This window comes from Gammaproteobacteria bacterium (assembly GCA_028819075.1).
In the GTDB taxonomy this organism is placed as follows: Bacteria; Gemmatimonadota; Gemmatimonadetes; order Longimicrobiales; family Gaopeijiaceae; genus BD2-11.
Genome location: JAPPMM010000038.1, coordinates 1 through 25,751, shown reverse-complemented (window position 1 = coordinate 25,751; position 25,751 = coordinate 1). Strand labels below are relative to the sequence as shown.

The following is a 25,751-nucleotide window of genomic DNA, read 5'->3' as shown; positions in this document are numbered from 1 at the left end:
CAGAGCCCGACGGTTTCGAGACTTCCTATTCCAGAACATCCGCGGCCTCCCGACCCGACACCAGCGCGAAGACACGTTCGAGATCCCGATCATCGTGAAAGGGGATCTCAATGCGCCCCTTGCTCCCTCGCTGCCGTCGAACTACGACTCGTGTGCCGAGCGCGGCGCGCAACTCTTCCTGCAACGCGCGCAGCACCGGATCCAGTGCTTCTGACGGCCGAGCCCGCCGTTTTCGGTGCTCCAGCGCGTTCTCATTGCCAGGCGGACGCGTCGGGTTCGTGCGCACGGTCTCCTCCAGCCTGCGAACGGACCAACCGCCTTCGACCACCATTCGAGCCAACTCGGCGGCCCATTCCTGGTCGTCGACGGCGAGGAGCGCTCGCCCGTGTCCCGGCGTGAGCTTCTCTTCCCCCAGCAACTGGCGGACCTCGACGGGGAGCTTCAGAAGGCGGAGGATGTTGGTTACCGTGGCCCGGCTCTTCCCGACAGCCAGCGCAATGTCCTCCTGTGTGCGCTTGAATTTCTCCACAAGCACCTTGTAGCCCTCGGCTTCCTCCAGCGCGCCGAGATTGCGGCGCTGGAGGTTCTCTACAAGCGCCAGCACAAGCATGGTTTCATCATCCACCTCGCGGACGATTGCCGGCACATCGCTCCAGCCGAGCCTCGTGACGGCTCGCAGCCGGCGCTCTCCCGCCACCAGTTCCCAATGCTCGGGCTCCGGCGCGGATCTGACGAGAACGGGCTGAAGCAATCCGTTCGCGTTGATGGACGCCGCGAGTTCCCGGATTTCCTCCTCCTTGAACTGACGACGAGGCTGGAAGGGATTGGGACCCACGGAATCCAGGGGCAGGCGTGCGACTTCGCCTTCCACGGGCCGATCGAGATGATCGCCAAGCAGGGCGCCCAGACCGCGTCCGAGTCGAGTGTTCGGAGCAACGCTCATGAAGCTGCTCGGGCCCTCGACCTGGTAATCCTGTGCTGCGTGCGCTGAATGACTTCCCTCGCAAGACGGAGGTAGTAGCGGGCCCCTGCCGAGAGGACGTCGTATACGATGATGGGCTTGCCGAAGCTCGGCGCCTCGGCAAGCCGAACGTTCCTGGGAATCGCGTTGGTGAAGACCTTGTCCCCAAAGTACTCGCGGGCTTCCCGGGCGACCTGTTTCGAGAGGTTGAGCCGCTTGTCGAACATCGTCAGGAGAACGCCCTCGATCTCCAGGCCCGTGTTCAACCCCCGCTGTACGATGCGCACCGTGTTGAGAAGCTGGCTGAGGCCTTCCAGCGCGTAGAACTCGCACTGAATCGGGATGAGTACGGAGTCGGCCGCCGTGAGCGTGTTGAGCGTCAGGAGGCCCAGCGAGGGGGGACAGTCCACGAGAATGTAGTCGTAGTCCTCGCGAATGGGCTCAAGTGCCGCACGCAGAACGGATTCGCGGGCCTCTACACCTACCAGTTCGATCTCCGCGCCGGCGAGGTCGCGCGTGGTGCCCACCATGTCCAGATAGGGGAAGTGAAGCTGGCGAACCCTTGATTCCTCGATCGAGCGCCCCCCGATCATGACGTCGTACATGCCGGAGACCTGATCATGGCCCCAGAGGCCCAATCCGCTGCTCGCATTGGCCTGTGGATCCATGTCAATGACCAGCGTGCGCTGTTCAGCCACTGCCAACGCAGCTCCCAGGTTGATCGCAGTTGTGGTCTTGCCTACCCCCCCCTTCTGGTTGGCGATGGTAATGACTCTGGACATGGCTAGCCGTGGTCAGCTCTTTCCGGGGCGAGGTTTTTCCACAACAAGGGCAGGATGCCTGGGTCGGACTCGGGACGCGGGGGAAAAGGTCGCACTCGAAAGCTACCTGACCCCAGGTTTGCGGAAAAGGTGGGTGCGCGTCGCCGGCATGGGAGTCTTGCGCCCGATTGCGGGTCATCCTGACATGGGCTTGCTGCCCGCTGTCCCCGGTCCGTGCCGGACAGTGCTCCTAGCCTGCGCCGGCGTCCGAATCAGGGAAGTACCGCGCCTTCATCGCCTGGAAGCGGTGGGCGGCCTTTGCGTCCAGCCTCTCGTCCAGATACCGGTCCAGCAAGGGAACCAGGTGTTCCCGCAGGAAGGATCCGCGCGCCATCCACTGGTAGTACTGCCGTCCGCCGTGCCGATAGGGACCGTACAGCTTCCCACCGGGGAAATGCTCCATGATCCAGTCGAAGAGCGCCTTGTGGTCGGTGTGCATGCGGAGCGTGACGTGCGGCTGCCGCCCATCTCCACCGAAATGTCCCTCTCCAACGAGGACCCCCACCAGGAACCCGATGTCGAACTCCCGAGATGCGTCTTGTTTCACCGTCATGTTTCCCGTGAAACACCGTCCGTTCCACGATGTTGTTTCACCGTCATGTTTCCCGTGAAACGTTCTGGAGCGACGCTCCCCTGCTTCCGGATCTCCATGACGAGGTTCTGAAGATCTGCCGGCGAGACACCCGAGACCCTCGAGGCCTGCGCCAGTGTGGCCGGTCGGACCTGATCGAGCCTTTCGCGGGCTTCGTGCGACAGCGTCACCAATCCTTCGTACACGATGTCCTGCGGGATGCGGAATGCCGCTCGCGCCCGAAGAGCGGCCGCTCGATCCCGCTCGCGCTGCACATATCCCGTGTACTTCAGGTCGACCTCGACAGCCAGCAGCGCCTCCTCCCAACCCTCGTCAACAAACGACGCATTTGCCGCCCGAATCAGCGCGTCCGAACTCACCTCCGGTCTTCTCAACAACTCCACCGCCCGTGCGGGAGTGCGCAATGGGCTCGACCCCGCTTCCGCCAAAGCGTCGTTCACCTGCTCGGGCTTCAGGCGCGTCGATCGAAACCACTCGATCAGACGTCCTTCCGTTTCCAGGCGTTCTTCAAGCACCCGGGCCTGGCTGGGCGATAACAGACCCCTTTCGCGCGCCACCGGTCCCAGGCGCGAGAGCGCGTTGTCCTGGCGGAGCAGCAGCCGAAACTCCGCACGCGAGGTGAAGAGTCGATAGGGTTCATCCACCCCCTTGGTGACAAGGTCGTCGATCAGCACGCCAATGTACGCCTGGTCGCGCTCCAGAATGAGGGGTGCCTCCCCCAGGGCGGCCAGGCCGGCGTTTGCACCGGCCACCAACCCCTGTCCCGCGGCCTCTTCGTAGCCGGTCGTGCCGTTGATCTGCCCGGCGAAGAAGAGCCCCTCTACCGACTTCACCTCCAGCGTGTGCCGCAGCTGATGCGGAAGGAAGTAGTCGTACTCGATCGCATACCCGCTACGGGTCATGCGCACCCGCTCCAACCCCGGCACGCTCCGAAGGAACCGGAGTTGCACTTCGGGAGGCAAGGAGGTCGACAAACCGTTCACATAGAGTTCGGTCGTGTCCAACCCCTCAGGCTCCAGAAACACCTGGTGCCCGCGTGCGTCGGGAAACCGGACGATCTTGTCTTCGATGGACGGGCAGTACCGCGGCCCCCGGCCCGCGATGGACCCACCGAACCGCGCGCTCCGCTCGAGGTTTTCCTGCACGATGTCCCTGAGTTCCTTCCCCGTCCACGTAATCCAGCAGGGACGCTCGCCCGGAAACTCCTCTCTCACGAACGCCGAGAAGCGAGCCCCGGGCTCCGACGGTTGCTCCTCCAGCTTGCCGTAGTCCACGGACCGGCCATCGATGCGGGGCGGCGTACCCGTCTTGAAACGCGCCACCTCCAACTCGCGACCCTCGAGCGCACAGGCCAGCTCGACCGAGGCCTCCTCTCCGGCGCGCCCTCCCTCCACCCCGCCCGCCAGGCCGACATGAATGCGGCCCCGAAGGAATGTCCCTGTCGTGATGACCACGGCCGGGGCCCTGAACTCGAGTCCGGTGCGCGTACGCACGCCGGCAATCCGGTCGCCCCGAAGCACGAGATCGGAAACCATGTCCTGAAAGAGGTCAAGCGTCGACAGCTCTTCCAGCACTCGCCGCACCGCCAGCGAATACAGGGTCCGATCGCACTGCGCGCGCGGACCCCACACGGCCGGCCCCTTGGAGCGGTTGAGCATGCGAAAATGAATGCGCGATGCGTCCGTGGCCCGCCCCATGACGCCCCCGAGCGCGTCGACCTCGCGGGCAACGACGCCCTTCGCAATGCCTCCGATCGCAGGATTGCAGCTCATCTGACCGATGCGCGCAAGGTCCGGGGTGATCAGCAAGACCCGGGTTCCGAGGCGGGCGGCTGCCGCCGACGCCTCCGCCCCGGCGTGGCCTCCGCCAACCACAATCACGTCGTACGTTCTATCCACGATCTGCAATCCGCGCTTCCCGTACCGTCCGCCGGAGCGGCCCGACACGTATTATAACATCATTACTAACAACAACTTACCTTGTTCGCGCCAAGCCCGTACAGCCCTCTCTCGCGGTGCCTTCCGTCACGTACCTACTTGCCGATGCAGAAGTCGCGGAACACCCGGTCGAGCACCTCATCAAGGGTAACAATCCCAAGGATATCCTCCAGCGCCGTCTCCGCCGGCCTTAGATGGGTTGCGGCCACTTCAGCCGGAATCCCGTCCGCCAGGGCGCCTTCAAACGCATTCAGTTCCTCTACTGCTCGTTCGAGGGCGCGTCGGTGTCGCCTGCGGGTCACGATCGGCGTGTCTGCGTTCGCCTGGACCAGTCCTCCGAAGACCATCCCCGGCAGGACCTTGCCCAGCTCCTCCAGTCCCTCCCCCGTGACCACGGAGGTGGCGATTCGCCGAGGCAGGGCTTCGCTTCGACCGGTAGCGGCCGCGAGGGGGCGACCCCGCTGCCCGGCTTTCGCAATGCCGACCCGGTCCGGTCCGGCTTCCGATCCGGAATACCCGTTCTCACCGGCGTCGACGCACTTGCGCGTGGCACCGTTGCCCCGCCGGGCCAGATCGGCCTTGGTTGCGAGAACCAGAAACGGCCGATCACATGCCCCCAGAAACTCCAGATCCGCCTCGGACACCCCTTCGACGCTCTCTGCGCAATACAGCACCAGGTCCGCGCGCGCCAGATAGCGGCGGGCAACCTCGATCCCCAGTGCTTCGACGCGCTCCCCGGTTTCCCGGAGCCCGGCGGTATCCACAAGCCGAAATGGATACCCACTCAAGGACACGGTTGCCTCAAGCGCGTCTCGCGTCGTCCCCGGCACTTCGGTGACGATGGCACGTTCGTATCCCACTAACGCATTGAAAACACTGGACTTACCGGAGTTGGGGCGCCCGGCCAGGACGGTCAGCGCGCCCTCTCTGAGCAGCTCCCCCTCCGGTGCCGTGGCCAGCACGCCCTCCAGCCGGAGACGCACCTCCCGCGCCTCGCGGGCTACTGACTCGAGGCTCGTCGGGGGCTCGTCCTCATCCGGAAAGTCCAGATGGTGGACGAGCAGTGCCTCCAGCGTGACCAGCGACTCGCGCGCCGCGGTCATCCTGGCCGACAGCCCACGCTCCATCTGATGCACGGCCACCCGGTGCAGCGCCCGGCTGCGCCCGCCCACCAGATCGCACACGGCTTCCGCCTGTAGCAGATCCATCTTCCCGTTCAGGTAGGCCCGCCGGGTGAATTCCCCGGGCTCCGCCATGCGGGCGCCTGCTTCGAGCGCGTGTTCCACGAGGAGGCCCGGGATGAGATATCCGCCGTGGCAGGAGATCTCCACCATGTCCTCTCCGGTGTAGCTGGCGGGCGCCGGATAGCTGGTGACGATTCCCCGGTCCAGGAGCTCTCCCGTCTCCGGGTCGTGCAGTCCCGCCAGCATCGCTCGCCGGTGCGCTGGGGCACGAAGATCCGGCGCAAGCGCGCTTCTGAGGGAAAAGGCGCCCGGCCCGGAGATGCGCACCACTGCGAGGGCGCCGGGCCCCGGCGGGGTGGCCGCTGCAACGATGGTGTCCGTCAATCCTGCTCCCTGTACCACGCCTGGCCGGCAAGCGCCTCCGGCCTAGGATGCCTTGTTCTTCGCCTTCTGCCGCTCCCTTGCGATCCAGTACTGCTGGGGCAACGTGGCGATGTTGGCCGTCGCATAGTAGAGGTTCAGCCCCGAGGCCAACTGGAAGAAGATGAAAACCATGAAGATCGGCATGAACCACAGCATCATCTTCATCTGGGGGTTCACCTGATCCATCGTACGCATGCTCACCCACTGCAGCAGGAACATGGATAAGCCCAGGAAGACGGGAAGCAGGTAAAGGGGATCCGGGGCGGAGAGATCGGGGAGCCAGAGGAAGGAGACGCCGCGAAGCTCGATGGTGTTCTGGAAGACGAAGAAGAGCGTGATGAGCACCGGGAAGGGGATGAGCATGGGAACGCATCCGGCCAGCGGATTGAATCCGTGTTCCCTGTACAGCTTCATCATCTCCTTCTGCTGCCGTTCCGGGTCGTTCTTGTACTTGGCCTGGATTTCCTTGACCATGGGCGCGACCGCGGTGTTCCTCAGCTGCGCGCGCATGGCCTTCTGGTTCAGCGGAAAGAGCACGACGCGCATCATGACCCCGAACAGGATCAACACCCATCCATAGCCCCAGCCCAACTGGTTGTGCAGGTAGATGAGGATGGTGGTGATGATCGCTGCGAACGGCTGGATGACGGGCCGCAGCCACCTCCAGCCGACCGGGTTTACATCCTCCAGGTCGCCGCCGATCGCCCTCAGCCGGGTGAAGTCCTGCGGCCCCAGGTAGATCTGGTAGGCGAACGAATCGTCGGGCAGGAGGCTCTGCGCCGCGGTTACCGATACCCGCGGCTCCTCTCCGCCGTACAGGTCGACCGGGCGCCGCGCGAACACCCCGCCCAGGAAACGCTCCGTCTCCCGGTCCTCCCCGGCCAGCAGGGCCGCCAGGAAATACTTGCTCTTGAGCGCGACCCACAGCAGCGGACCGTCCTCGACCCGATCCTCTTCGAAATTCCTGAGCGGCCGCTGCCGGATGCCGTCCTGGGTATGGTTGACCACGTAGGCCAGCGCCTGTTCATCATCCGCGGGGCGTGCTTCGTTGAACGCCAGTCCCTCGCCCAGGTCGGTGAGCAGAAGACCCCGATCAACCCCGAGAACGCGCCCGCGGACGTCGATCAGGTACGAGTCGGGGTCGAAACGGTAGTGAATCTCGAAACCGGTCCGCCCATCGGGACTGCGGAAGGTGAAGCTCAACTCCTGCGGGTCATCTCCCTCGACCAGCGCAAGTCCCTCGGCAGGAGACACTTCGAACGGCACCACGGAGAAATCGAGGGTGTCTCCGGCGACCGCGACCCGGCTGCCGAGCGCGCCCGGCCCGTTGCGCAGGAGAAGCTGTACGGGACCGTCGTCCGCGAACGATCTGAACCCCGGCAGCATCGCGGAATGGAGCTGTGCCCCGTAGTTGCTGAACTCGAATTCGTAGAGCGGTCCCCGGACGCGGATCCGGCGCTCCGGCACTACCGGCGGATCCGGCGCCGCGGCCGCGATCCCGCTGTTCGGCGAGACCGCAGGCTCAGTCGGCTCCGCCGGTTCGGGCTCGCTTTCCACGGCCGCGGGTACCGGCGCCTCCGGGGCGGGGGGCGGCGGAAAAAGCAGGTTGGTTCCGAACAGGACGCCGACCATCAGAAAGATGGCGAGGACGAAGCGCAGTTCCGGCCTCATCGCGGGTGTCCCCGAGGCACCGGATCGAACCCTTTCCCGCCAAGGGGATGGCACCGGCAGAGCCGCCGCAGCGTCAGCCAGCAGCCGCGCAGGGTTCCGTGCCGCTCGAGCGCTTCCAGTGCGTAGGCCGAACAACTGGGCACGAACCGACAGGCAGGCGGCGCCAACGGAGAGATCGCCGCGCGATAGAATCGAATGCCGCTCAGCAAGAACTTCAGAGGAGCTCCTCGGTCAGCTTTACCAGTTGAGTCCTGAGCTGCTGGAACGACACGTGGTACGCCTCCCGTCTGGCCCTGACCAGGAAGTCCAGATCCCGAAGGTGGGTGTCCAGCCGCGGCAGCACTTCGAGTCGCCCGATCTCACGCAGTCGGCGCCTCAGCCGGTTGCGATCCACGATGGTGTGGCCGTGCTTTGGCACGATCGCCCCGAAGCGTGCACAAGATGTGGGGGAAGCCGCGAGGAAGACGTCGAGTTCGGACGTCCTCCGTCGCTTCCCCCGCCTCAACAGGCCACGGATTTCGCCAGAGCGCCGAATTCGTCTCACGGGAGGGAAGCATACTTCGGTTGAAGGCCCCGGCTCGGCGGCTGCGCCGTCTACTTCGAGCCGACCTCCACGACCAGCCGGCGGCGCCCCTTCCTCCGCCGCCTCGACAGCGTCTTGCGGCCCGCCCGAGTGCTCATCCGGGCGCGGAATCCGTGGGTGTTCTTTCTCTTTCGGTTCCGTGGTCTGTATGTCGGTTTCATGAGGAACGGTCGTGAAGGGAACCACCCGCATCCTGTCGACCCCTGTGTACCGGCCGGCAGACGAACGCGGGACGGGCGAGGAACCTACCGGAAATCCGCGCGGGCCGTCAACCCCGCCGCGCCGTGCCGCACGCGCGCGAACACCGTCGCCCGGGGGCGCAGGCCCGCCATTGGCGATTGACTTTTCCACACTCCCGGGATACCGTTGCATCCTTCGCTGCCCCGGGGGCTCTCCGCGCAAGCCCCGGCCCTTTCTCCTCCCCCAGTCCTTCCTCGATGGAACTCTCTGCTTCCGAGATCTGGGCTCACGCCCTGGCGGCCGCGCGGACCTACCTTCCGGAGCAGAGTTTTCAGACCTGGCTCTCCGGCACCGAGGCGGTCGGCTTCTCGGACGACGAGTTGCTGGTCGAGGCCCCCAGCCAGTTCCACGTGGAGTGGATCGAGGACAAGTACGGCGCGCTTCTCCGCAGGAGCATCGAGCAGAGGCTGGGACGCCCCCTGTCGGTCTCCTACCGTTCGTCGGCTTCACACCCCTCGCCCGCGGCCTTCGCTCTGCCCACGGATGGCCCCACCTATTCCTCGCCCCCATATCGGTCCAGGATCTCCGAGTCGAAGCCGACGGTCCCCTCCGACAAACTGAACGAACGGTACACCTTCGACCGCTTCGTCGTGGGCAACAACAACCAGCTTGCGGTCGCTGCCTGCCGCGCCGTCGCCGAGAAGCCGGCCCGCATGTACAATCCCCTCTTCGTCTACGGAGGGGTCGGACTGGGAAAGACCCATCTCATGCACGCGATCGGCAACTATCTGCAACAGCACGCCCCGCAGACGCACATCGCATACGTCCCGACCGAGCAATTCACCAACGAGCTGGTCACATCCATCCAGGAGGGCGCCACCCCCGGTTTCCGTCGGCGCTATCGGCATATCGACCTCCTGCTCGTCGACGACATCCACTTCCTCGAGGGCAAGGAACGCACACAGGAAGAGTTTTTTCACACCTTCAACGCCCTGTACGACGCGCAGAAGCAGATTGTTCTCACCAGCGACCGCGCGCCCAGCAGCCTGTCCGGGCTCGAGGAACGCCTGGTGTCGAGGTTCGCGTGGGGTCTGGTGGCAGACATCAAGCCCCCCGACTACGAAACCCGGATCGCCATCGTCCGCAAGAAGTCCGCCGCCGACGGGCTCTTCCTGGAGGATGACGTGATTGACCTTGTAGCCCGTTCGTGTACCTCTTCGGTCCGGGAGATGGAAGGCGCGATCATCAAGTTGCTCGCCTTCTCGTCCCTGACGAATCAGGAGATCACGATCACGCTCGCGCACGAGGCCCTGCAGGAATCGCGAATCCCGACCCTCGTCCCGTCCCCGTCCACATCGGCAACCGACATCCTGAACGCCTCCGCCGCGGCATGGGGAGTGGAACCGCGAGGCCTCGTCTCGAAGCGGCGTACTCGCGACGTGACCGTGCCCCGCCAGGTCGCCATGTTCCTGATCAAGGAGATCCTCGACCTGCCCCTTACCAGGATTGGCGCGGCCTTCGGGGGACGGGATCACTCCACGGTGATCCACTCGATAAGAAAGGTGGATCGGGATCTGCAGACGGACGAGGAGTTCGCCAGCCGCGTCTCCCGTCTGCGGGAGCAGATTCTCGCGGGCGGAGTCTGAGAATCATGTTCAAACCGCTGGGGAGAACCGGGGAAACTGCGTGGCTTGCTCCACTCCCGAGGCCCCAGTTGTGGATTCATGGAAAACCGGATGATCTTTTGCATCCGGAATCCACGTCATCCTTCCATTCCCGAGACCGTTGGGAAGAACCAGGTTACCCGGGCGGAGGCGAGGCGTTGTCTACAACTCCACAGCCTCTACTACTACTACTTTCTTGCAGTAGAAGGGTAGAACTCGAACTTCTTCCCGTGGATTCCCTCAAGATCGCAACCCCATCTCCCAGGATCCGAACCAGATGAAACTTGCCCTGACTCGGCAGAACCTGTACCAGGGACTCACGGCAGTCTCCCAATCCGTTCCAGCCCGCACCACGCTGCCGGTTCTCTCCAACATTCTCTTCGATGCAACCGAAGACGGCCTCTGGATCACGGCCACGGATCTGGATGTCACCGTTCGGACCCGCGTAGCCGCGGAGGTTCAGGAGACAGGTTCGTTGACGGTCCCGGGCAAGAAGATCCAGGAAATCGTGCGGGCGCTGCCCGACCGCCCGGTGCTCGCCGGCACTCTGGGGAGCCAGATGGAGCTGGTCTGCGGCAAGAGCCGCTTCAAGCTCAACGGTCTGCCCGCGGATGATTTCCCGTCGTCGCCCCACTTGGACTTCGATCAGGCGTGGACTATCTCCGGGGCCGATCTCCTGTCGCTCATCCGCAACACGTCCTTCGCGGTATCGAGCGAAGAGAGCAGACCGATCCTGAGCGGAGTGCTCTGGGAGTTGCGCGGCAACGAGATGCGAATGGTGGCGACCAACGGCCACAGGCTTGCGAGGATGTCGGTGAAGACCGAGACGTCCGGGCCGGCGGCGTCGAACCTCATCGTTCCCCCCTCGGCACTGAGGCTGGTTCAGCGGCTCTTCGGTGAAGGGGATGAACTCGAGTTGGGCCGCGACGGCAACTTCCTCGGCTTCCGCTCGGGGCCAACCGAGGTCTACACCCGGCTGATCGACGGCACCTACCCGAACTACAAGCAGGTAATTCCCCGGGACAACGACAAGTTCGCGGTGGTCGACAAGAACAGCCTGCTTGCCGCCGTAAAGCGGATGGATGTCGTCGCCAGCGACCAGACGCACCGCATCAAGCTCAGTTTTTCCGGTAGCCGGATGAACTTGAGCGTGAGTACTCCCGATCTGGGCGAGGGCTACGATGAGGTGGATCTCGGATATGAGGGCGACGACCTCGATATCGGGTTCAACGCCAGCTATCTCATCGAGGTGCTCCAGCATATGCCCACGGATGACGTTCGGCTGGCGTTCAAGGCGCCGGAGCGTGCGGCAACTGTCGAGCCGGTGCCCGCGGAGGACGGCGACGCGATCGACTACCTCTGCCTGGTGATGCCCCTCCGACTGCTCGACTGACCGGTCGGCGATGGGCCGACGTCGGGTTGGGTGGGGCTAGCCCGGCGCCCCTGGAAACTCTGCGCCGGCCTGCTCCTCGCGGGCGGCCAGGAGTTCGCTCGCGGGAAACACGGTTGTCGCGTCATGCCCTTCGGCCGCGATACGCTCGCGGGCTCCTTCCTCACGGTCGACGAGTGCCAGGACGGCGAGAACCCGGGCGCCGTGGTCCTCGACCGCCCGGATGGCCTTGAGGGTGCTCCGGCCGGTCGTCATGGCGTCCTCGATGACCACCACGCGCGCATCCGCCGGGAGCCCCCCCTCGACCCTGCGCCGGGTGCCGTACTCCTTCGCGTCCTTGCGGACGGAAAACGCGTCGATGGGCCGGCCCTCCTCCCAGCTCTGGCGCGCGATGGCGTAGGCGATCGGATCGGCGCCCATAGTAAGGCCGCCGACGTGTGTTGGATCCAGACCGGCGCGCCGGAGGTAACTCAGGCATACCCGGCCGACGAGCGCCTGTCCCTCGGCGGTCATCGTCGTCGCTCGCGCATCTACGTAGTACGTCGAGCGGGCACCGCTGGCGAGCGTGAAGCGGCCAACCCGGAGAGACCGCTCGATCAACAGGGCAAGCAGGCGGTCGCGGGTGTCCATGTGACTCCTTTTGCGCGAAGGCCCGGGGAACGATCGCATGCCTCCGCCCGCAGCGGCGGGGCAGCAGGACGGACGGCGGGAAGCGCCCTATATTGATGCCGCCAGTTCGGCATCGTCAAACCAGCGAAGGGGCTGACGAAGGTATCGGCGTGACGAGCAAGTTCGGGGTTCCATGGATTCGGGTGGCCATGTTGGCGGCCACCGCGTCCGCGTGCGAGGAGAACGGCGTGGAGCCACCCATGCTGCGCTTTGGCCAGTCCGGTCAACTGGTCGTGGAGGTCGTGACCCCGCGACGGTCTCCGCCATCGCGGGGCATGGGAGAGCTGCGTCAGACGCTCACCTGGCGGTCGACCGGCGCCTGGCAGTTGTCCGAGTCGATCGCCTATCGAGGCGTGGTGGGAAGCGAGACCACCACGCGGAGCCCGGGGCTTGCGGGCGCGTTCACCGCATCGTACGCCACCCTGGTCACTCAGATCCACGGAGCGGCCGGCCTGGATCTCTTCATCGACGACCTCGATCCGAATCTGAACCCGCAATGTGACGGCGAGGCCCGCGTAACTCTCCGAATCCAGGACGAGATCAGGAGCGAAGAGAAGAGCTGGATCCGGTGTGCCAAGGGCCCCCTCGGATCGCTTAACCCCGCCGGGTCCGGACCCGACATTCACGCCAGCCGGGTGATCCAGGTGTCCAGGCTCGTGCACGACCGCACCCTTGGAGATTCCGCCACCAGCGTCTACCACCTGAGCGTGCCGTTCGCGAGCCTCGCCCAGGGTGCCAACCCCGGTGAACCGGACCTCGTATCCCGGGTGTTCTTCGGAGGGCCCGAAGCGGGCGACGCACCGGCCGGGTGGGGGGACTTCTGGGGGCGGCACGCCGGTAGCGCTTTCCCTCCCGACATCGACTGGGAGGCGGATATGGTGGTGGTCGCGGCGGACGGCGCCCGACAGGAGGCGGGGAGCATTCTGGAGATCAGGGAAATCCAGGCCATCCGCGACGGCGCGATCGTAAGACTCGTGGAACTCGCCCCGGGCGACTTCTGCTCGCCCGCGGCGGTGGTGGAGACCCCCTTCCACTTCGTCATCGCGCCACGGACGGGATCGGCGATTCAATTCAGTGAAGTTGCCCTGGAGCGGGTGCCCTGTGGTTTGTGATCCGGGGCAGCGGGCCGGGCGAAACCGGAAAGCGTGCTCCTGAGCCGGAGCCAAAGCGGAAACGGAGATCGCGAGAGTGCCTCTTCGACGCCTGTACGTGCTGGTCCTGGTCGCCTTCGCGGTCATCTTCACGGCGGCGAGCAGCTGGATGGCGTTCTCGGTCACCGATCGGGCGCTCGAGGACGAGTTGGACGACAAGCTCCAGGTCACAGCGGGCGTGGCGGCGGAGACCGGGCTGGACGCGACCAATCTGCTTCATCTCGGCCGCGGAGACGAAGAGAATTTCTTCTGGAGGGAGGCGTACGACCGCCTGCGCAGTCTGGTCGACCGCGGATATGTCGACGCCGCGTGGATCATCCGTCGGGAGAGCCCGGCCTCTCCCGGAGAGGGTACGGTGCCCGGCGGAAGCGGAGCCATCGATCAGCCCTATACGGCCATCGTTTCGACCGAGTCGGCCGACTCCGTTCCGATCATCGGTACCGACGTTTTCATCTTCTCCGCCTACGACCTGAGCAGCCTCTGGGAGAACGGATCGGCGACCTCGACGGCCTTCGAGGGAAGGGACGGCCGCTCCTACAAGTACGGTTTCGCGCGGCTGGAGGAATCCGACGACGAATACGACGTCGCGCTCGCCGTTCTCATGCCGGCGGATTACCTCGATCCCCTGGCTAGGTTGCAGAGGTCGGTCCTCCTCGCTTCAGCGATCACGGTCATGCTCTCGGTTCTCGTCGCCATCGGCCTGGCGGCCCGCATCGCGAAGCCTCTGGAGCGGCTCAGCAGGGTGGCGCTTCGCATCCAGCGGGGCCGCATCACGCGGTCGGTCGAAGTGGAGGCGGGTGTCGAGATCGGCCGTCTCTCGCGGGCGATGGAACGCATGCGCCTGGGAATCATCCAGCGGGACGAGCAACTCCGGCTCATGCTCGCGCAGGTGGCTCACGAGATCCGGAATCCTCTGGGCGGGCTGAAACTCTTCTCGGCCATTGCGGCAGACAGCGCCGATCCACAGGAACGGGCCCAGCTCTTCCGCAAGATCCAGGCGGAAGTGGATGCCCTCAACAGCATCATCACCGACTTTCTGGTGTACGCCCGTCCCCGGGCGCCGCAGCCGACGCTGCACGACATCCGGGGTCCGCTCAGGGAGGCGGCCGAGCTGGTTGCGACGGAACTCGAGTCGCGGGGAGGCAGCCTCGAGGTCGATCTGCCGGACGCGCAGCTGGAGGTGGTGGCGGATTCGGGGCAGGTCAAGCGCATGGTGTTGAACCTGCTGCGCAACGCCGCCGAAGCCGGTGACCGGGTGTGGCTAAAGGGTACGTTCAGCAACGGCGAAGTCATCGTGTCCGTGCGCGACAACGGGCCCGGCGTGCCGGAATCGTTGCGGGGACGAATCTTCCAGCCCTTCGTCACCAGCAAGGAACGGGGCGCGGGCCTGGGGCTCGCGATCGTAGCGGGCGTGGCACGGGCCCACGACGGCAGGGTCGAACTGGTCTCGGGCGACGGCGCTGCTGGGAATGGCGCGGAGTTCCGTCTATATTTACCCGGCTCGGAGGTGTTCCCGGTCGCGCGAAGCGAAGCGAATGGGCGTTAGCTCCTGCGCCAGTCAGAACCCTGCCGCCGGCTCGCCCGGGGATCGAGCAGCGCGCGCATCCCGGGTTGCAGGCCATGCGTGCCTCCGGGCTCCGGCCCTTGTTCGCCTTCCTTTCACCGCCCCCAGCGGGCTCGTCCATCCGGTGCCATGGCCCGAGTGCTGATAATCGACGATCACGATGCCATCCGTGAAGGCCTTGAGCTGTTGCTGCGCAAGCACGGCCACCGGACCTATTCGGCCGAGAACGGCAGGCAGGGCCTGGATCTGCTCAGCGAGCACGGCGCCGAGCTGGTCGTCACCGACCTCAGGATGGCGGGTATGGACGGCATCGAGGTGCTCCGCCAGGTCCGGGCACAAGCCCCGGAGACGGACGTGTTGATGATCACGGCGTTCGGCACCGTCGACAGGGCCGTGGAGGCGATGAAGCTGGGGGCGGTCGACTTCATCACCAAACCGTTTTCTCCCGAGGAGTTCGCGGTGAAGGTGGGCCGCCTGCTGCGCGAGCGGGAAGAACGCGACGAACTGCGGCGGGAGAACGTGGCGCTGCGGATCGAGAACACGTCGCTGAAGGAGCAGACCGAGGCCCGCTACGGGCAGATCATCGGCGAAGCGCCCGCGATGAAGCGGGTGTACGACTGGATCAGCCGGGTGGCTCCCAGCGAGTCGACGGTCATGATCTACGGAGAGTCCGGCACGGGCAAGGAGCTCGTAGCCCGCGCCATTCACGCCAGCTCAACGCGCAGGGACGGCCCCTTCGTGCGCGTAAACTGCGGAGCCCTCGCCGAGAGCCTGCTCGACTCCGAGCTGTTCGGGCACGAGAAGGGTGCCTTTACGGGTGCGGACCGGAGGCGGCGGGGGCGCTTCGAGCTCGCCCACGGCGGGACCATCTTTCTCGACGAGATCTCAACCATCTCCACCATGACGCAGGTCAGGCTCCTGCGGGTGATCCAGGAACGCGAACTCGAGCGCGTGGGGGGGGAGAAGACGATTCCCGTGGATGTGCGCATCATCGCGGCGACCAACACTCCCGCCGACGAACTCCTGGCCAGCGAGGACTTTCGCAAGGACCTCTTCTACCGGCTGCATGTGGTCCCGATCGTGCTGCCGCCCCTGAGGAACCGCGTCGAGGACATCCCTCTCCTGGTGGACCACTTCATCGCGAAGTTGCGCAAACGCACCAACTCGCGGGTCGGCGGCGTCGAGGCGAAGACGATGGACAAGCTGACCGGCTACGCATGGCCGGGAAACGTTCGCGAGCTCGAGAACGTGATCGAGCGGGCGCTCCTGCTTGCAGACGGTCCCACGATCGACGCCGGGGATCTGCCTGCGATGAACGCCGGGGACGTCGTGCCCCGGACGGATGAGCTGCCCGAGAACGGAAAGAACCTGAACGAGGTGCTCGAGGGTATTGAGGAGAGGCTCCTGAGGCAGGCTCTCGAGCGGGCGGGAGGAGTCAAGGCGAAGGCCGCCAGAGACCTGGGACTCAAGTCGAGCGCCTTCTACTACAAGCTCGAGAAATACGGCATCGACGCCTGAACCGAGGCGGGTCATGGCCCCATCGGCCGCACAGGGCAGAGGACGGAAGCCGGCGGGCCTGCTCCGCCTGGTGGCCCTGGCCGCGGGTCTGTGCGCAGTCCTTCCCTCCGCCGCGACATCGCAGGACGTGGAGCAGTCCGAGTATCGCGCGGCCGAGAGTGCCTACAACGCCGCCCTCAGCGCCCGCGATCTCGAGCGCGACCTGCTCGACGACGCCCTCGACGAGGTGACCGAGGCACGCCTGTCGGGCGATCAGGCGCGGTACGAGCGGGCCCTGGCGATCTACCAGGATCAGGCGCGGGAGCTGGAGCAGAGCGACAGGGAGCTGGCCGACGCCGCGGGCCGGCTGGACCAGGCTCGGCGCTCCTACCTGTCGAGCGTGCTCGACGAACTGGACGAGTTGTATGAGGAACTTGCCCTGGCCGCGGATGCGCGCGAGCGAGACCTCATCAACCGCCGGATCGCCCTCTTGCACGGCGACGCCGACCAGCTTGAACGCCCCATCGAGATCGACGACGATCCGTTCCCGGAAATCAACATCGACCCCGGCGACACCCGGGAGGAAATAAGGGCCAAGGTGGACCTGCTGGAGCGGCGTGCGAGACGCCATGACCTGCTGTTGCTCGACATCGATGCCCAAATCGAGTTGGTCGAACAACGGCAGCGCCATGCGCGCATGGTGCGGGATTTCGGAGCCGATCTCTCCCGTTTCGGCGACCTGCGCGTGCCCATGGGACGTCCGGACGCGACATCCGACAATGCGGAGGACCTGATCGGCGGCGAGGAGTTGTCGCAGCGCCTTGAGGAACTGCAACAGTCCAGGGAGTTCGTGATCGAGAGACGAGATATCGCCAGAGCGCGAGCGGAGGAGTTTCGCCAACGCATCGGGGGCGAGCACACCGCATGAGCCGCTCCACCCGGGTCGCGACACTTGTCGTCCTCATGGGTACCGGATGGGGTACGACGCTCTCTGCTCAGGCGCGCGTGACCGACCTGGTCTTTACCGGCGGGACGCATGTGGAACGGTATGGCGGCGGAATACCGTCCGTGACGCTTGCCGTGGTCGACAGCGTCGATCGGGCCTGGGCGACGAGCGCCGAACTGGGGGTCCGGGCCGTTCTGAGCTCGAACGCCAACGGGTTCGACGGCCTCACCGTCACGGTGGATGGCGGTGTCCGGCAGTTCGACGCGTACGGCTTCAAACTGCGCGACTATGCACCCCGTGTTTCGAGCGGGGTCCTCGACGCCGTGTTCCGCACAACGACGAACCGCGGCGTCCTGCAGTTCAGCGGGCGGGCGGGCGGGCGCGATGTGGCTGACCGCACGCCCACTCCTCTTTTCCTGGAGCCCGGATACACGAACTACGAAGGCTCGGCGCTCTTCCAGACGCGGGAAATAGGCGGGACCTACTGGGACGCGAGCGTCGAGGGCGGCCGGGCCGACTACAACGCCCAGGAAATCGTGCCGCAACTCGATCTGCTCGACCGCAACAAGATCGGGTTCGAACTGGGTGCCGCGCAGGCACGGATGTGGAACGCGGCGAGGATGACGATGCGTTTCTACGGATCGTTCACCGAATTCCGGTATCCGAAGCAGGGCACCAGCTATGAACCCGATCCCTTCCGCCGGGACCAGGCCTATCAGTTGGGTGCGCTGTGGCGGTATGACGGGATCGAGTCTTCGGATGGGTTCGAGTTGCCGGGGGTCACCGCGGAGGTGGGCATCCACGGCACCATCAACAGGTCGAACGCGAGCCGGACCGAATACAACGCCGTCTCGGTGAACACCGTCGTGTCGATCCCCATGCCCGCGGACATGAGGTTCCATTTCACGGCGGTGCTGACCGCGAAGGACTACCTGACGGAAACGGAGTTCATCCGCCTGATTCCGGGCGAAGAGGCGGACAATGCGTCGCGGGTGTACGTGGCCGTCAGCCGGCAACTCACCGACGCCGTCGATGGCCGCTTCCGAATCGGCTGGACACGCGCGGAGACGGAGATCGGCGACGCCTATTTCGAGCGCTACAGCGGATCGCTGTTCTTCAACTACCGGCCCTGAGGCCGTGCAGGCCTGGGTCGCTTGAGGAGACTCCAACTCCGGCGGCAGGACTCGAACCTGCGACCCGGTGGTTAACAGCCACCTGCTCTACCAACTGAGCTACGCCGGAAGACCGCCTACAGTAGCCAGCAACCGTACCCCAAGCCCGTCAGCGTGTCAAGTTGCGCGCTCGGCGGCCTCGAAGACGCCGCGCAGCGCCGGACCGATGTCGTGCGCCAGGTCCCACATCTCCTGGAATCGCGCTCGCACCCCGTCGGTCTGCCCGCCCCTGTACACCACGGCGAGCGCCGGACCGCGCGAGGGATAGGGAATCTGGAACCAGTGGACGCCCAGTAGCAGATCGCAGCGGCCCTGCCCGTCCACGAAAACGGAAAAGTTGGGCGCCCAGTCGAGGAGGGGCGCGCAGCGAACCCGAAGGCGTTCTTCGGCGAGCAGGCGCATGACGACGCGCAGATTCCGGCTGCGCTCGGGATCGGCCAGCATCGACTCGGCTTCGAACTTGAGCGTCGCCGCATTGATCTCGGTGATGAGCACGCGCAGCTCTTCCACGGACGCCAGCTCTTCGTAGGCGAGATCGATGCCGGAGAGGCGGATCCGATCTACCGCTGCATCGATGTGCCGGGCCTCGCGCGCGAGGTCGCTGTAGACCGACCGGAAGCTCCCGCGGGACTGGTCGTGGATCAGTTTGCTGTGCGTCGGCGGCATGGTACAAGCAAGCGGAACACCTCGGGCGACGGAATGGCGGGATGGGACGTCGGGGGATCCTCGCCGGCGACGGTTGCCCTCGATTGCGGAATGGGCGATCTCACTAGCAGTCCGAGGAGGAATCCGCGCGTGCCCCGGCCGGCGAATTCCGCGGACTGCCAGATCAACACAACACGCTGACGGAGGCCGGTTTCCGATGTTGCGTTCCACCCAGCACCCGTTCGTGGCGCCACTCCTTCTCCTTCTGGCGGCCGGTTGCGCCAATCCCGAGCCGCAGGACGGCCCGCGCCTGATGGTGATGCTGGTGGTTGACCAGCTCATCCCGGAACAGCTCGACCGCTACGACGAGCACTACTCGGGCGGGCTGCGCAGGCTGCTGGACGAAGGCTTCCGCTACGACGACGCGGCTCACGACCACGGCGTGACGGAAACCGCTGCGGGACATGCGACGCTTTCGACGGGCGTCTACCCGAAGACGCACGGGATCGTCGCCAACGACTGGTACGAGTTCGACACAGCTGGAGAAGCGAGATTCGTCTACGCGGTCGCGGACAGCCTGTCCTCCATCATCGGCATCCCCGAGCGCGCGGGACGCTCGCCCCGCAACCTGGTGCGCGGCGGCATGGCCGACTGGGCCCTGGACGCCGATTCCGGAGCCCACGTGGTCTCGGTCTCGAAGAAAGACCGGGCCGCGATCACGATGGCGGGAAGGGCGCCGGGGCACGTCTACTGGCTCGACGCCGAACAGGGGCGCTACGTGACCTCCAGCTGGTACCGGCAGGCAGTACCCGCCTGGGTCGAAGACTTCAACCGTGATGCCCGCACACGCCTGCTGTCCGATTCGGTCTGGCAGAGCACCATCCCCCCGGGCCTGGAGCGGGTCGTGCCGCGCGGGGATGAGGCCCCCTACGAAGCCGACGGAATCCACACGACCTTTCCGCATCGATTCGACCAGGAGGGTGACGCATCGTCGCCCGCCGGCTTCAACGAGTGGATCGCGGAGCGGCCCATGGTGGACGCGGCCACCATGGCGCTGGCGATGGCGGCGGTGGGCGAGCTGGGCATGGGAGAGGACGACATCGTGGACTACCTGAGCGTGTCGCTCTCGCAGGTGGACTACGTGGGCCACCGCTACGGGCCCTTCAGCGTGGAGCAGTTCGACACGCTCCTGCGCCTCGACCGGCTGCTGGGCGAATTCTTCGCCTTCCTGGACGGCGCGGTCGGTTCAGGCGGTTGGGTGCTGGGGTTCAGCGCCGACCACGGAGTGCAGCCGGTGCCCGAATACCTGCAGGAACTGGGGCAGCCGGGGGGCCGCGTCGGAGGCAGGGAGTTCCGGGCCGCCGCCCGGCTCGTGCGGGAAGCGCTCCCGGATGTGGCCGGAGCCGTGTCGGGCCCGGAGCAGGAGCGCATCGCGGAGGTGCTGGAAGAACTGGACTTCGTCGCCGACGCCGTCACCCAGGCGGAGCTCACCGGCCCACCCTCCGCGGATTCGCTGATCCGGCTGCAGCAGAACTCCCATTTCGCCGGGCGCATGCCCGGGCCCCTGCACCGCTACGGCGTCCACCTGGAAATCCGGCTCCCTCACGGCACGGTGGAATACACCGGGGGCGGGACCAACCACGGATCGCCGTACTGGCACGACCGTCACGTGCCGCTGATCTTCCTGGGGGCGGGCGTTCGGTCGGGCCGTTCGGACCTGCGCGTGCGCACCGTCGACGTGGCGCCCACCCTCGCCGCGCTGGCGGGCATCGCGGCGCCGGCGAATCTCGCGGGGCGGGATCTGTTTCGCTAGCACCGGGGCGCGCGACCCGTCGCGACGGCTTAGCCGGCGCACCCCGGTACCGGGCCACCGGCTCAACCAGCCATCCCCGGCTATCGCGCTCGTCGTAGCGCCGCCTTCAGGAGCCTGACCCGGCGATCGATCCCCAGGCTGGCCGCCGCTTCCGCAGCCGTCTCCGCGACCTCGTATCGCTGCGGGAGCGAATGCCGCAACCGCAGGAGCGCCTCCTCGAACTTGAGCCGAGCCCAATGGGCGGGCTGAGATGCTTCGATGAGCGACGCGATGCTGCCGACGGTGTCCACACCCTCGCTGATGTCGCCCCTCCACTCGCACAGGCGCGCCGTGCACAGAGCGAACACCCATGGATCTTCGAACCAGCTTGCCGGCGGCTCGGGGATGTCGCCCGCCATCTCGCGAGCAACCGACATCTCCCCCATTCGCAGCGCGGTCAGGCTGACGCCCGAATGGCTGATGACTCCCAGATGGCTCCCCATACCGGGTGTCAAGAACTGCCGGGCGCGGGCAAAATGCGCGGCGGCCAGGTCCAACTCCCTCGCCTCCAGCGCCAGCTCTCCCATCTTGCATTCCAGGGCAACATGGGCTTCGCAGACATTCACTCCGGCAAGCAGCGGGCCGGCCTTGGCAAACCAGTTCCTTGCCTCGTCGAGGCGTCCGAGCGCGCGGTATCCTGTACCGGCACTGATTAACAGGTCGTAGTGATCGACGAAATCGTCGCGGTTCCCGCCAAGCGTCTCCCCCTCCTCCACCGCCGATGTGACCTCCGGGTCGGTAATGAGTCCCTTGGCGCCCTGAATCGCAACGAGGCGCACCAGTGCCCGAAGCAGTTCATCCGGGGCGCGCTTGCGGCGCGCGATGGCGATGGCTTCGCGGGCATGCCCCAGCCCGGCATCCAGGTCACCCTGATGATGTAGCGCGAGGATGGCATGCAGGGGGCCCCGCGACTTTGGCGCAACGCGATCGAGCAGCTCTCTGGCGCGAGCGGCGACCTGGTCCGCCTCGGGGCCGTGTCCTTCCCTTCTGTGGATGTGGAGCTCGAGTTCGATAGCCTTGGCGCCCGCCTTCCAGTGCCCCTGCTCCCAGGCGGCCCGTCCGAGTTCACGGATGCCGGCTGCCGCCTCTCGCGGAGAACGGGAGCCCTTGCTCGCGAGCAGATCGACGCGCAGGATGTCGGCAACCAGGGCGCTCTCCCGGCGTTGGACGTTTCGAAGCTGAATCGCCGCCTCGGTCAAACACGCCGGCCCCTCCACGATGTCTCTGCGCACGTAGTGAAGACGAGCGATGCGGGCGGTGATCCGGGCGAGGATCCGCGGATCCTCGGTGTCTTCCCTGGCAACGGCGAACAGCCTGGCGGCTTCCGCGAATCCACCCGCCTTCTCGGCGATCCTGGCTCCGGCGAGGGCGTGCCGGAGCGCGTGAGCCCGCATTCGGGCATGGTGATAGTGCGTCGCCAGTTCCCCCGATTTCGCCGGATTGTTCAAACCATCCAGATGCGCGGCAACGCGACCGTGGGTCCATGCCCTGCGCGCGTCGTTCATTCGATCGTAGACCGTATGGAGGATGAGGTCGTAGCGGGCAACAAACCCCCGCGAGTCCCATTCGATGAGCCGGGACTCCTGCAGCTGGTCGAGCGCCTGCAGGCACGAGTCGTGCGAGCTGCCGGTCAATTCGGCCAACGTGTCGACGTCCATGGGACGCCCAAGGACGGTGAGGAGCTGCAATGCGCGCTCGGCGTCGTCATCCAACTCTGCCAGGCGGCCCGCAAAAACACTGGCGATGGACTGCGGGGCCGGCACGAAGTCGCCGGGATCGAGGTTCGGCAGACGCCCGCCCGCGCTTGCGTGATTGGTGAGTTGCACAATGAAGAACGGGTTCCGGCCGCTCAGTTCAAAGATCCGGTCCTGCATCTCCCCTTCGACCCGGCCCTCCGAAATGGTGTCCACCAATTCCGAGGCAGCCTTCCTGGTGAGTTCGCCGAGAAAGAACTCGCTCGGCTCGTATCGCATCAGGGAACCACCAAGCAGCCGGCTGACGGCGTCCTTCTCACGCAGGCTATCCGTCCGGGTCGCCAGCACGACGGCCAATGGGAGGGAGGGCCATCGCTCCAGAACGTATTGCAGACCGGCTATCGAATCCGAATCAACCCACTGGAAATCATCGATGAAGAGAACGGTGGGCTTGTTGCGGGCAACCTCCATGAGCAACCGCCAGACTGCTTCAAGGCATCGCCGGTTGGATCTACCGGCCGCAGCCGCAGCCCGTTCGGCGGATGACTCCGTACGGCTGGTGGCCTTTGGCAACAGTCTCAGGATGATGCCCCGCCACGGTTCCGCAAGCTGGGTGATTTCCGCGTCGAGATCGGAGGATCCAAGCGCATCCAGCAGGGTGTCCAGGAAGGAGACCTGCGTGGGGCTCGTCACGTGACTGCGAATGACCCGGATACCGGTCAGCAGGCCCCGAGCCAGGGCTTCTTCCGCGAGCCGCGTCTTCCCGATGCCGCGCTCGCCGCGCAATACGACCACGCGTAACCCGTCGCCGGGCCGAGGGAGCATCGCACCCAGGAGCGCGGCCAGTTCCTCGGAGCGTCCGATCAGGGGATGGCCGACGATCGGTCGGCCAGCGCTCTCGCTGCTGGCCTGCCCGGGCATGTCATGGAGATGGCCGACCAGTGACAGCGTCTCCGCATGTGGAGACCAGTCGGGGTCACCCATCCCGGACCTTTCAACGAAACTGTGGAAGGCCGCCTCCGCCTCGCCCACCCTTCCGGACATGGCCTCGGCTCGAATCAGCATCCGAAGTGCGCGTTCGTCATACGGATTGAACGAAATCAGGACTCGAGCCGGTTCGATGGCGTGATGCCAGCGGCCCTGGCCGGTCAGACGGGTCCACTGTTCCACGGCAGCCTGTCGGATCCGGGACCGGAGCTGGAGGCTCGTTTCGTCCAGCCATTCCGAAAACACATCCGAGGGGGACTTGGTCAGCTCCGAGAGGAACCCTCGTTTGCACAGTGCCGCGGCTTCAGCCAGGCGTTCGTCCGATATCGCCGCCAACACGACACTGTAGTCCGTGGCAATCGCATCACTCAGCCACTGGCGGTCATGTTTCCTCACGACCAGCCGCTCGCGAAACTCGCGGTTCAGCGAATAGATGAGCTGACTCATCCGGTGTCTGAGCCGACGGGACGGCGCAGGCTGCCAGAGCAGTCTGATGGCGCGCGCGGTAGACACGCCGCCCGGCGCGGCCGCGAGCATGCCGAGTAGCGCCGCTTTGAGGGGAGACAACGCAAGATGCCTGGTGCCGGCGTACAACGTGGGGCCGCCGAAGGTCACCAAACGAAACGTTGGGCGGACATTGATCCCGATACTGGCTATATGCTGGGATCACTTGATCTTACGGGATTCCTCAATCCAGTTCCCGCTGTTCGGTTCCCGCCAAGTGAGATTCTAGCCGTGTGCCCCTCGGCGGGCTTCCAGAGCCTTCCGAAGCTGTCCCTCGTCGGGCTGCTGATAGCAGGCGAGCACCGTCTTGGCGTTTCTCCAGCCGCCAAGCTCGCAGAGCACCTTCAGCGGCTGGTCCATGAGGTCGCTGGCGAACTTGCGTCTCAGCGAGTGCCAACCCCTTCGGCGCTTCCGCTCCATCCCAGCGAGTCGCTCGGCCCTGCGCCACCAGACGTGCGGCTGCGACGGGCTCAGGCACTTCATGGGATGGTTTGCAGAGGGCAGCACCGGCGCGTCCTCGATCCGGGGGCTCTTCCTCCACGCCTGCCTGAGCACGGCCAGCGCCGGGGCGGACAACGGAGTCCGGTGCTCGTATCCCGTCTTCTCGTGCTCGCTGCGCCACCGGATGGCCTCGCCGTCGATGTCCACATCCGACCACTTCAGATGCCGGATCGCCCCGATTCGGTGTCCCGTTTCGTGCGCAAGCACGAGCGCGACATGGAACCGCCATCCCACCTGCCGGGAGACCCCGAGCAAAGCCCGGTATTCTTCGTTCGTGACGACAACGCGAACCGGGTTCTTCTCGACGGGCTTCCTGAGACCCTTGAGCGGGTTCCTGTCGAGGAGCAGGCGGCCGTGCTCGTCTCTCGACCTCGCGGCCCAGTTGAGGACCGCCATCAGTAACGTGAGGTCCCCTCCGACGGTCTGGTCGGACACGGGCTTTCCGCTCGGACCGATCCTTCCCGCCCGGCGTTCCCGAATGAACCGGTCCCAGTCCCTCCGCGATAGCGTCTCAGGTCTTCGGTCCCTGCCGAAGAACTTGAGGAACATCGCCGTCGCCGCCCGGTCGTGCATGCGGGACGTGCCGCCCTTGGTGGGCGTCACCTCCTCACCGTAGATGTCAAAGAGCATCCCCAGCGTGAGCGGCTCGGGCTCGGCTTCCGCCTTGCCGTTGGGCTGAAGCATCGCGAAGTCCGCAGCGGCTTCGTCCGCCTGCCGCTTCGCTCTCACCCAATCGCGGTGCTTCAGCGATCTGGTGAGCCTGCGCCCGTTCTCCCGCCACTCAATCTGGTAGAGGCCGGTCTTGGGATCGGCGAACACCCTCACCCGGTTCCGGCCCCACTCGCCGGCGCTGTAGCTGCGCCGGTCCCGCTTCGTGCGTGCCATCATTCGATTCCTCTCGTGATGGACCGCACGATCTGCGCGGTTGGAAGTTCGCGCCGGGAGGGATTCTCCGCCAGACCGGCGGTCGGCGGCGCGCCACGTGCTACGGCGTTCGGGTGGCAAGCGACTGGACGCCATCTCAGCGGCTCGGACCCTGATCGCGATCCGGTCCCGGGCGGCGCATCAGATACGGAGGCCGCGCGGTCTCGCGACGGCGGATGTCCCATAGTACTCGGCCAAGCGTGTCACTTGCCCGTCGAGCCGCTCGATTTGCCGCTGCA

At 65.8% G+C, this 25,751-nt stretch carries 21 protein-coding genes and 1 tRNA gene; 8 read left to right on the top strand and 14 right to left on the bottom strand.

What is annotated here, in order from left to right; genetic code table 11:
• Positions 1–25: 25 nt before the first annotated feature.
• From OXU32_08505 to rpmH, 9 genes are all read right to left on the bottom strand, one after another.
• Positions 26–943, bottom strand: a complete 918-nt coding sequence (locus OXU32_08505; GenBank protein ID MDE0074005.1) for a ParB/RepB/Spo0J family partition protein — start codon at positions 941–943, stop codon at positions 26–28.
• Positions 940–1,743 carry a ParA family protein gene (locus tag OXU32_08500; GenBank protein MDE0074004.1) on the bottom strand — a complete coding sequence of 268 codons (804 nt, stop codon included), beginning with the start codon at positions 1,741–1,743 and terminating at the stop codon, positions 940–942. The genes OXU32_08505 and OXU32_08500 overlap by 4 nt, the downstream gene beginning before the upstream one ends.
• A gap of 229 nt (positions 1,744–1,972) precedes the next feature.
• Positions 1,973–2,329, bottom strand: a complete 357-nt coding sequence (locus OXU32_08495; protein ID MDE0074003.1) for a hypothetical protein — start codon at positions 2,327–2,329, stop codon at positions 1,973–1,975.
• A 2-nt stretch (positions 2,330–2,331) separates the two neighbouring features.
• Positions 2,332–4,275 carry a tRNA uridine-5-carboxymethylaminomethyl(34) synthesis enzyme MnmG gene (mnmG, locus tag OXU32_08490; GenBank protein ID MDE0074002.1) on the bottom strand — a complete coding sequence of 648 codons (1,944 nt, stop codon included), beginning with the start codon at positions 4,273–4,275 and terminating at the stop codon, positions 2,332–2,334.
• Positions 4,276–4,406: 131 nt separating this feature from the next.
• Positions 4,407–5,879 carry a tRNA uridine-5-carboxymethylaminomethyl(34) synthesis GTPase MnmE gene (mnmE, locus tag OXU32_08485; protein ID MDE0074001.1) on the bottom strand — a complete coding sequence of 491 codons (1,473 nt, stop codon included), beginning with the start codon at positions 5,877–5,879 and terminating at the stop codon, positions 4,407–4,409.
• A 42-nt stretch (positions 5,880–5,921) separates the two neighbouring features.
• Complete coding sequence (gene yidC, locus OXU32_08480; GenBank protein MDE0074000.1) at positions 5,922–7,589, bottom strand: membrane protein insertase YidC; 1,668 nt, start codon at positions 7,587–7,589, stop codon at positions 5,922–5,924.
• Positions 7,586–7,807 carry a membrane protein insertion efficiency factor YidD gene (gene yidD / locus OXU32_08475; GenBank protein ID MDE0073999.1) on the bottom strand — a complete coding sequence of 74 codons (222 nt, stop codon included), beginning with the start codon at positions 7,805–7,807 and terminating at the stop codon, positions 7,586–7,588. The genes yidC and yidD overlap by 4 nt, the downstream gene beginning before the upstream one ends.
• Positions 7,804–8,133: a ribonuclease P protein component gene (rnpA, locus tag OXU32_08470; protein MDE0073998.1), complete on the bottom strand. Its 330-nt coding sequence runs from the start codon at positions 8,131–8,133 to the stop codon at positions 7,804–7,806. The genes yidD and rnpA overlap by 4 nt, the downstream gene beginning before the upstream one ends.
• A 50-nt stretch (positions 8,134–8,183) precedes the next feature.
• On the bottom strand, positions 8,184–8,333 hold the full coding sequence (rpmH, locus tag OXU32_08465; GenBank protein MDE0073997.1) for a 50S ribosomal protein L34: 150 nt from the start codon (positions 8,331–8,333) through the stop codon (positions 8,184–8,186).
• A gap of 276 nt (positions 8,334–8,609) precedes the next feature.
• Here rpmH and dnaA point away from each other — a divergent pair, with 276 nt between their 5' ends.
• Together dnaA and dnaN are read left to right on the top strand one after the other, a co-directional pair.
• Positions 8,610–9,998: a chromosomal replication initiator protein DnaA gene (dnaA, locus tag OXU32_08460; GenBank protein ID MDE0073996.1), complete on the top strand. Its 1,389-nt coding sequence runs from the start codon at positions 8,610–8,612 to the stop codon at positions 9,996–9,998.
• Positions 9,999–10,293: 295 nt separating this feature from the next.
• The gene (dnaN, locus tag OXU32_08455; GenBank protein MDE0073995.1) at positions 10,294–11,409 is read left to right on the top strand and encodes a DNA polymerase III subunit beta; all 1,116 of its coding nucleotides are present in this window, start codon (positions 10,294–10,296) and stop codon (positions 11,407–11,409) included.
• 36 nt (positions 11,410–11,445) lie between these two features.
• On the opposite strand, the gene pyrE is transcribed toward dnaN, so the two are convergent.
• Positions 11,446–12,036, bottom strand: coding sequence for an orotate phosphoribosyltransferase (gene pyrE, locus OXU32_08450; protein ID MDE0073994.1), 591 nt, complete (start codon positions 12,034–12,036; stop codon positions 11,446–11,448).
• 188 nt (positions 12,037–12,224) lie between these two features.
• Between pyrE and OXU32_08445 the strand changes: the two genes are divergently transcribed.
• The 5 genes from OXU32_08445 to OXU32_08425 all read left to right on the top strand — a co-directional run bounded on the left by OXU32_08445 (position 12,225) and on the right by OXU32_08425 (position 18,366).
• Positions 12,225–13,187 (top strand): hypothetical protein, encoded by a 963-nt coding sequence (locus tag OXU32_08445; GenBank protein MDE0073993.1) that lies wholly within the window; start codon positions 12,225–12,227, stop codon positions 13,185–13,187.
• 76 nt (positions 13,188–13,263) lie between these two features.
• Positions 13,264–14,772, top strand: coding sequence for a HAMP domain-containing sensor histidine kinase (locus OXU32_08440; protein MDE0073992.1), 1,509 nt, complete (start codon positions 13,264–13,266; stop codon positions 14,770–14,772).
• Positions 14,773–14,919: 147 nt separating this feature from the next.
• Positions 14,920–16,308, top strand: coding sequence for a sigma-54 dependent transcriptional regulator (locus tag OXU32_08435; GenBank protein ID MDE0073991.1), 1,389 nt, complete (start codon positions 14,920–14,922; stop codon positions 16,306–16,308).
• A 13-nt stretch (positions 16,309–16,321) separates the two neighbouring features.
• Complete coding sequence (locus tag OXU32_08430) at positions 16,322–17,215, top strand: hypothetical protein (protein ID MDE0073990.1); 894 nt, start codon at positions 16,322–16,324, stop codon at positions 17,213–17,215.
• On the top strand, positions 17,212–18,366 hold the full coding sequence (locus OXU32_08425; GenBank protein MDE0073989.1) for a hypothetical protein: 1,155 nt from the start codon (positions 17,212–17,214) through the stop codon (positions 18,364–18,366). The genes OXU32_08430 and OXU32_08425 overlap by 4 nt, the downstream gene beginning before the upstream one ends.
• Before the next feature lie 36 nt (positions 18,367–18,402).
• Here OXU32_08425 and OXU32_08420 read toward each other — a convergent pair.
• Positions 18,403–18,475: transfer RNA gene (locus tag OXU32_08420), tRNA-Asn, on the bottom strand.
• A 47-nt stretch (positions 18,476–18,522) separates the two neighbouring features.
• Positions 18,523–19,071: a hypothetical protein gene (locus tag OXU32_08415; protein ID MDE0073988.1), complete on the bottom strand. Its 549-nt coding sequence runs from the start codon at positions 19,069–19,071 to the stop codon at positions 18,523–18,525.
• Between the two features lie 196 nt (positions 19,072–19,267).
• Here OXU32_08415 and OXU32_08410 point away from each other — a divergent pair, with 196 nt between their 5' ends.
• The gene (locus tag OXU32_08410; protein ID MDE0073987.1) at positions 19,268–20,863 is read left to right on the top strand and encodes an alkaline phosphatase family protein; all 1,596 of its coding nucleotides are present in this window, start codon (positions 19,268–19,270) and stop codon (positions 20,861–20,863) included.
• An 80-nt stretch (positions 20,864–20,943) separates the two neighbouring features.
• Here the strand turns inward: OXU32_08410 and OXU32_08405 are convergent, their stop codons facing one another.
• Entirely contained in the window at positions 20,944–24,030 is a 3,087-nt protein-coding gene (locus OXU32_08405; protein ID MDE0073986.1) for an AAA family ATPase, read from the bottom strand.
• 282 nt (positions 24,031–24,312) lie between these two features.
• Positions 24,313–25,476: a site-specific integrase gene (locus tag OXU32_08400; protein MDE0073985.1), complete on the bottom strand. Its 1,164-nt coding sequence runs from the start codon at positions 25,474–25,476 to the stop codon at positions 24,313–24,315.
• Between the last annotated feature and the right edge of the window lie 275 nt (positions 25,477–25,751).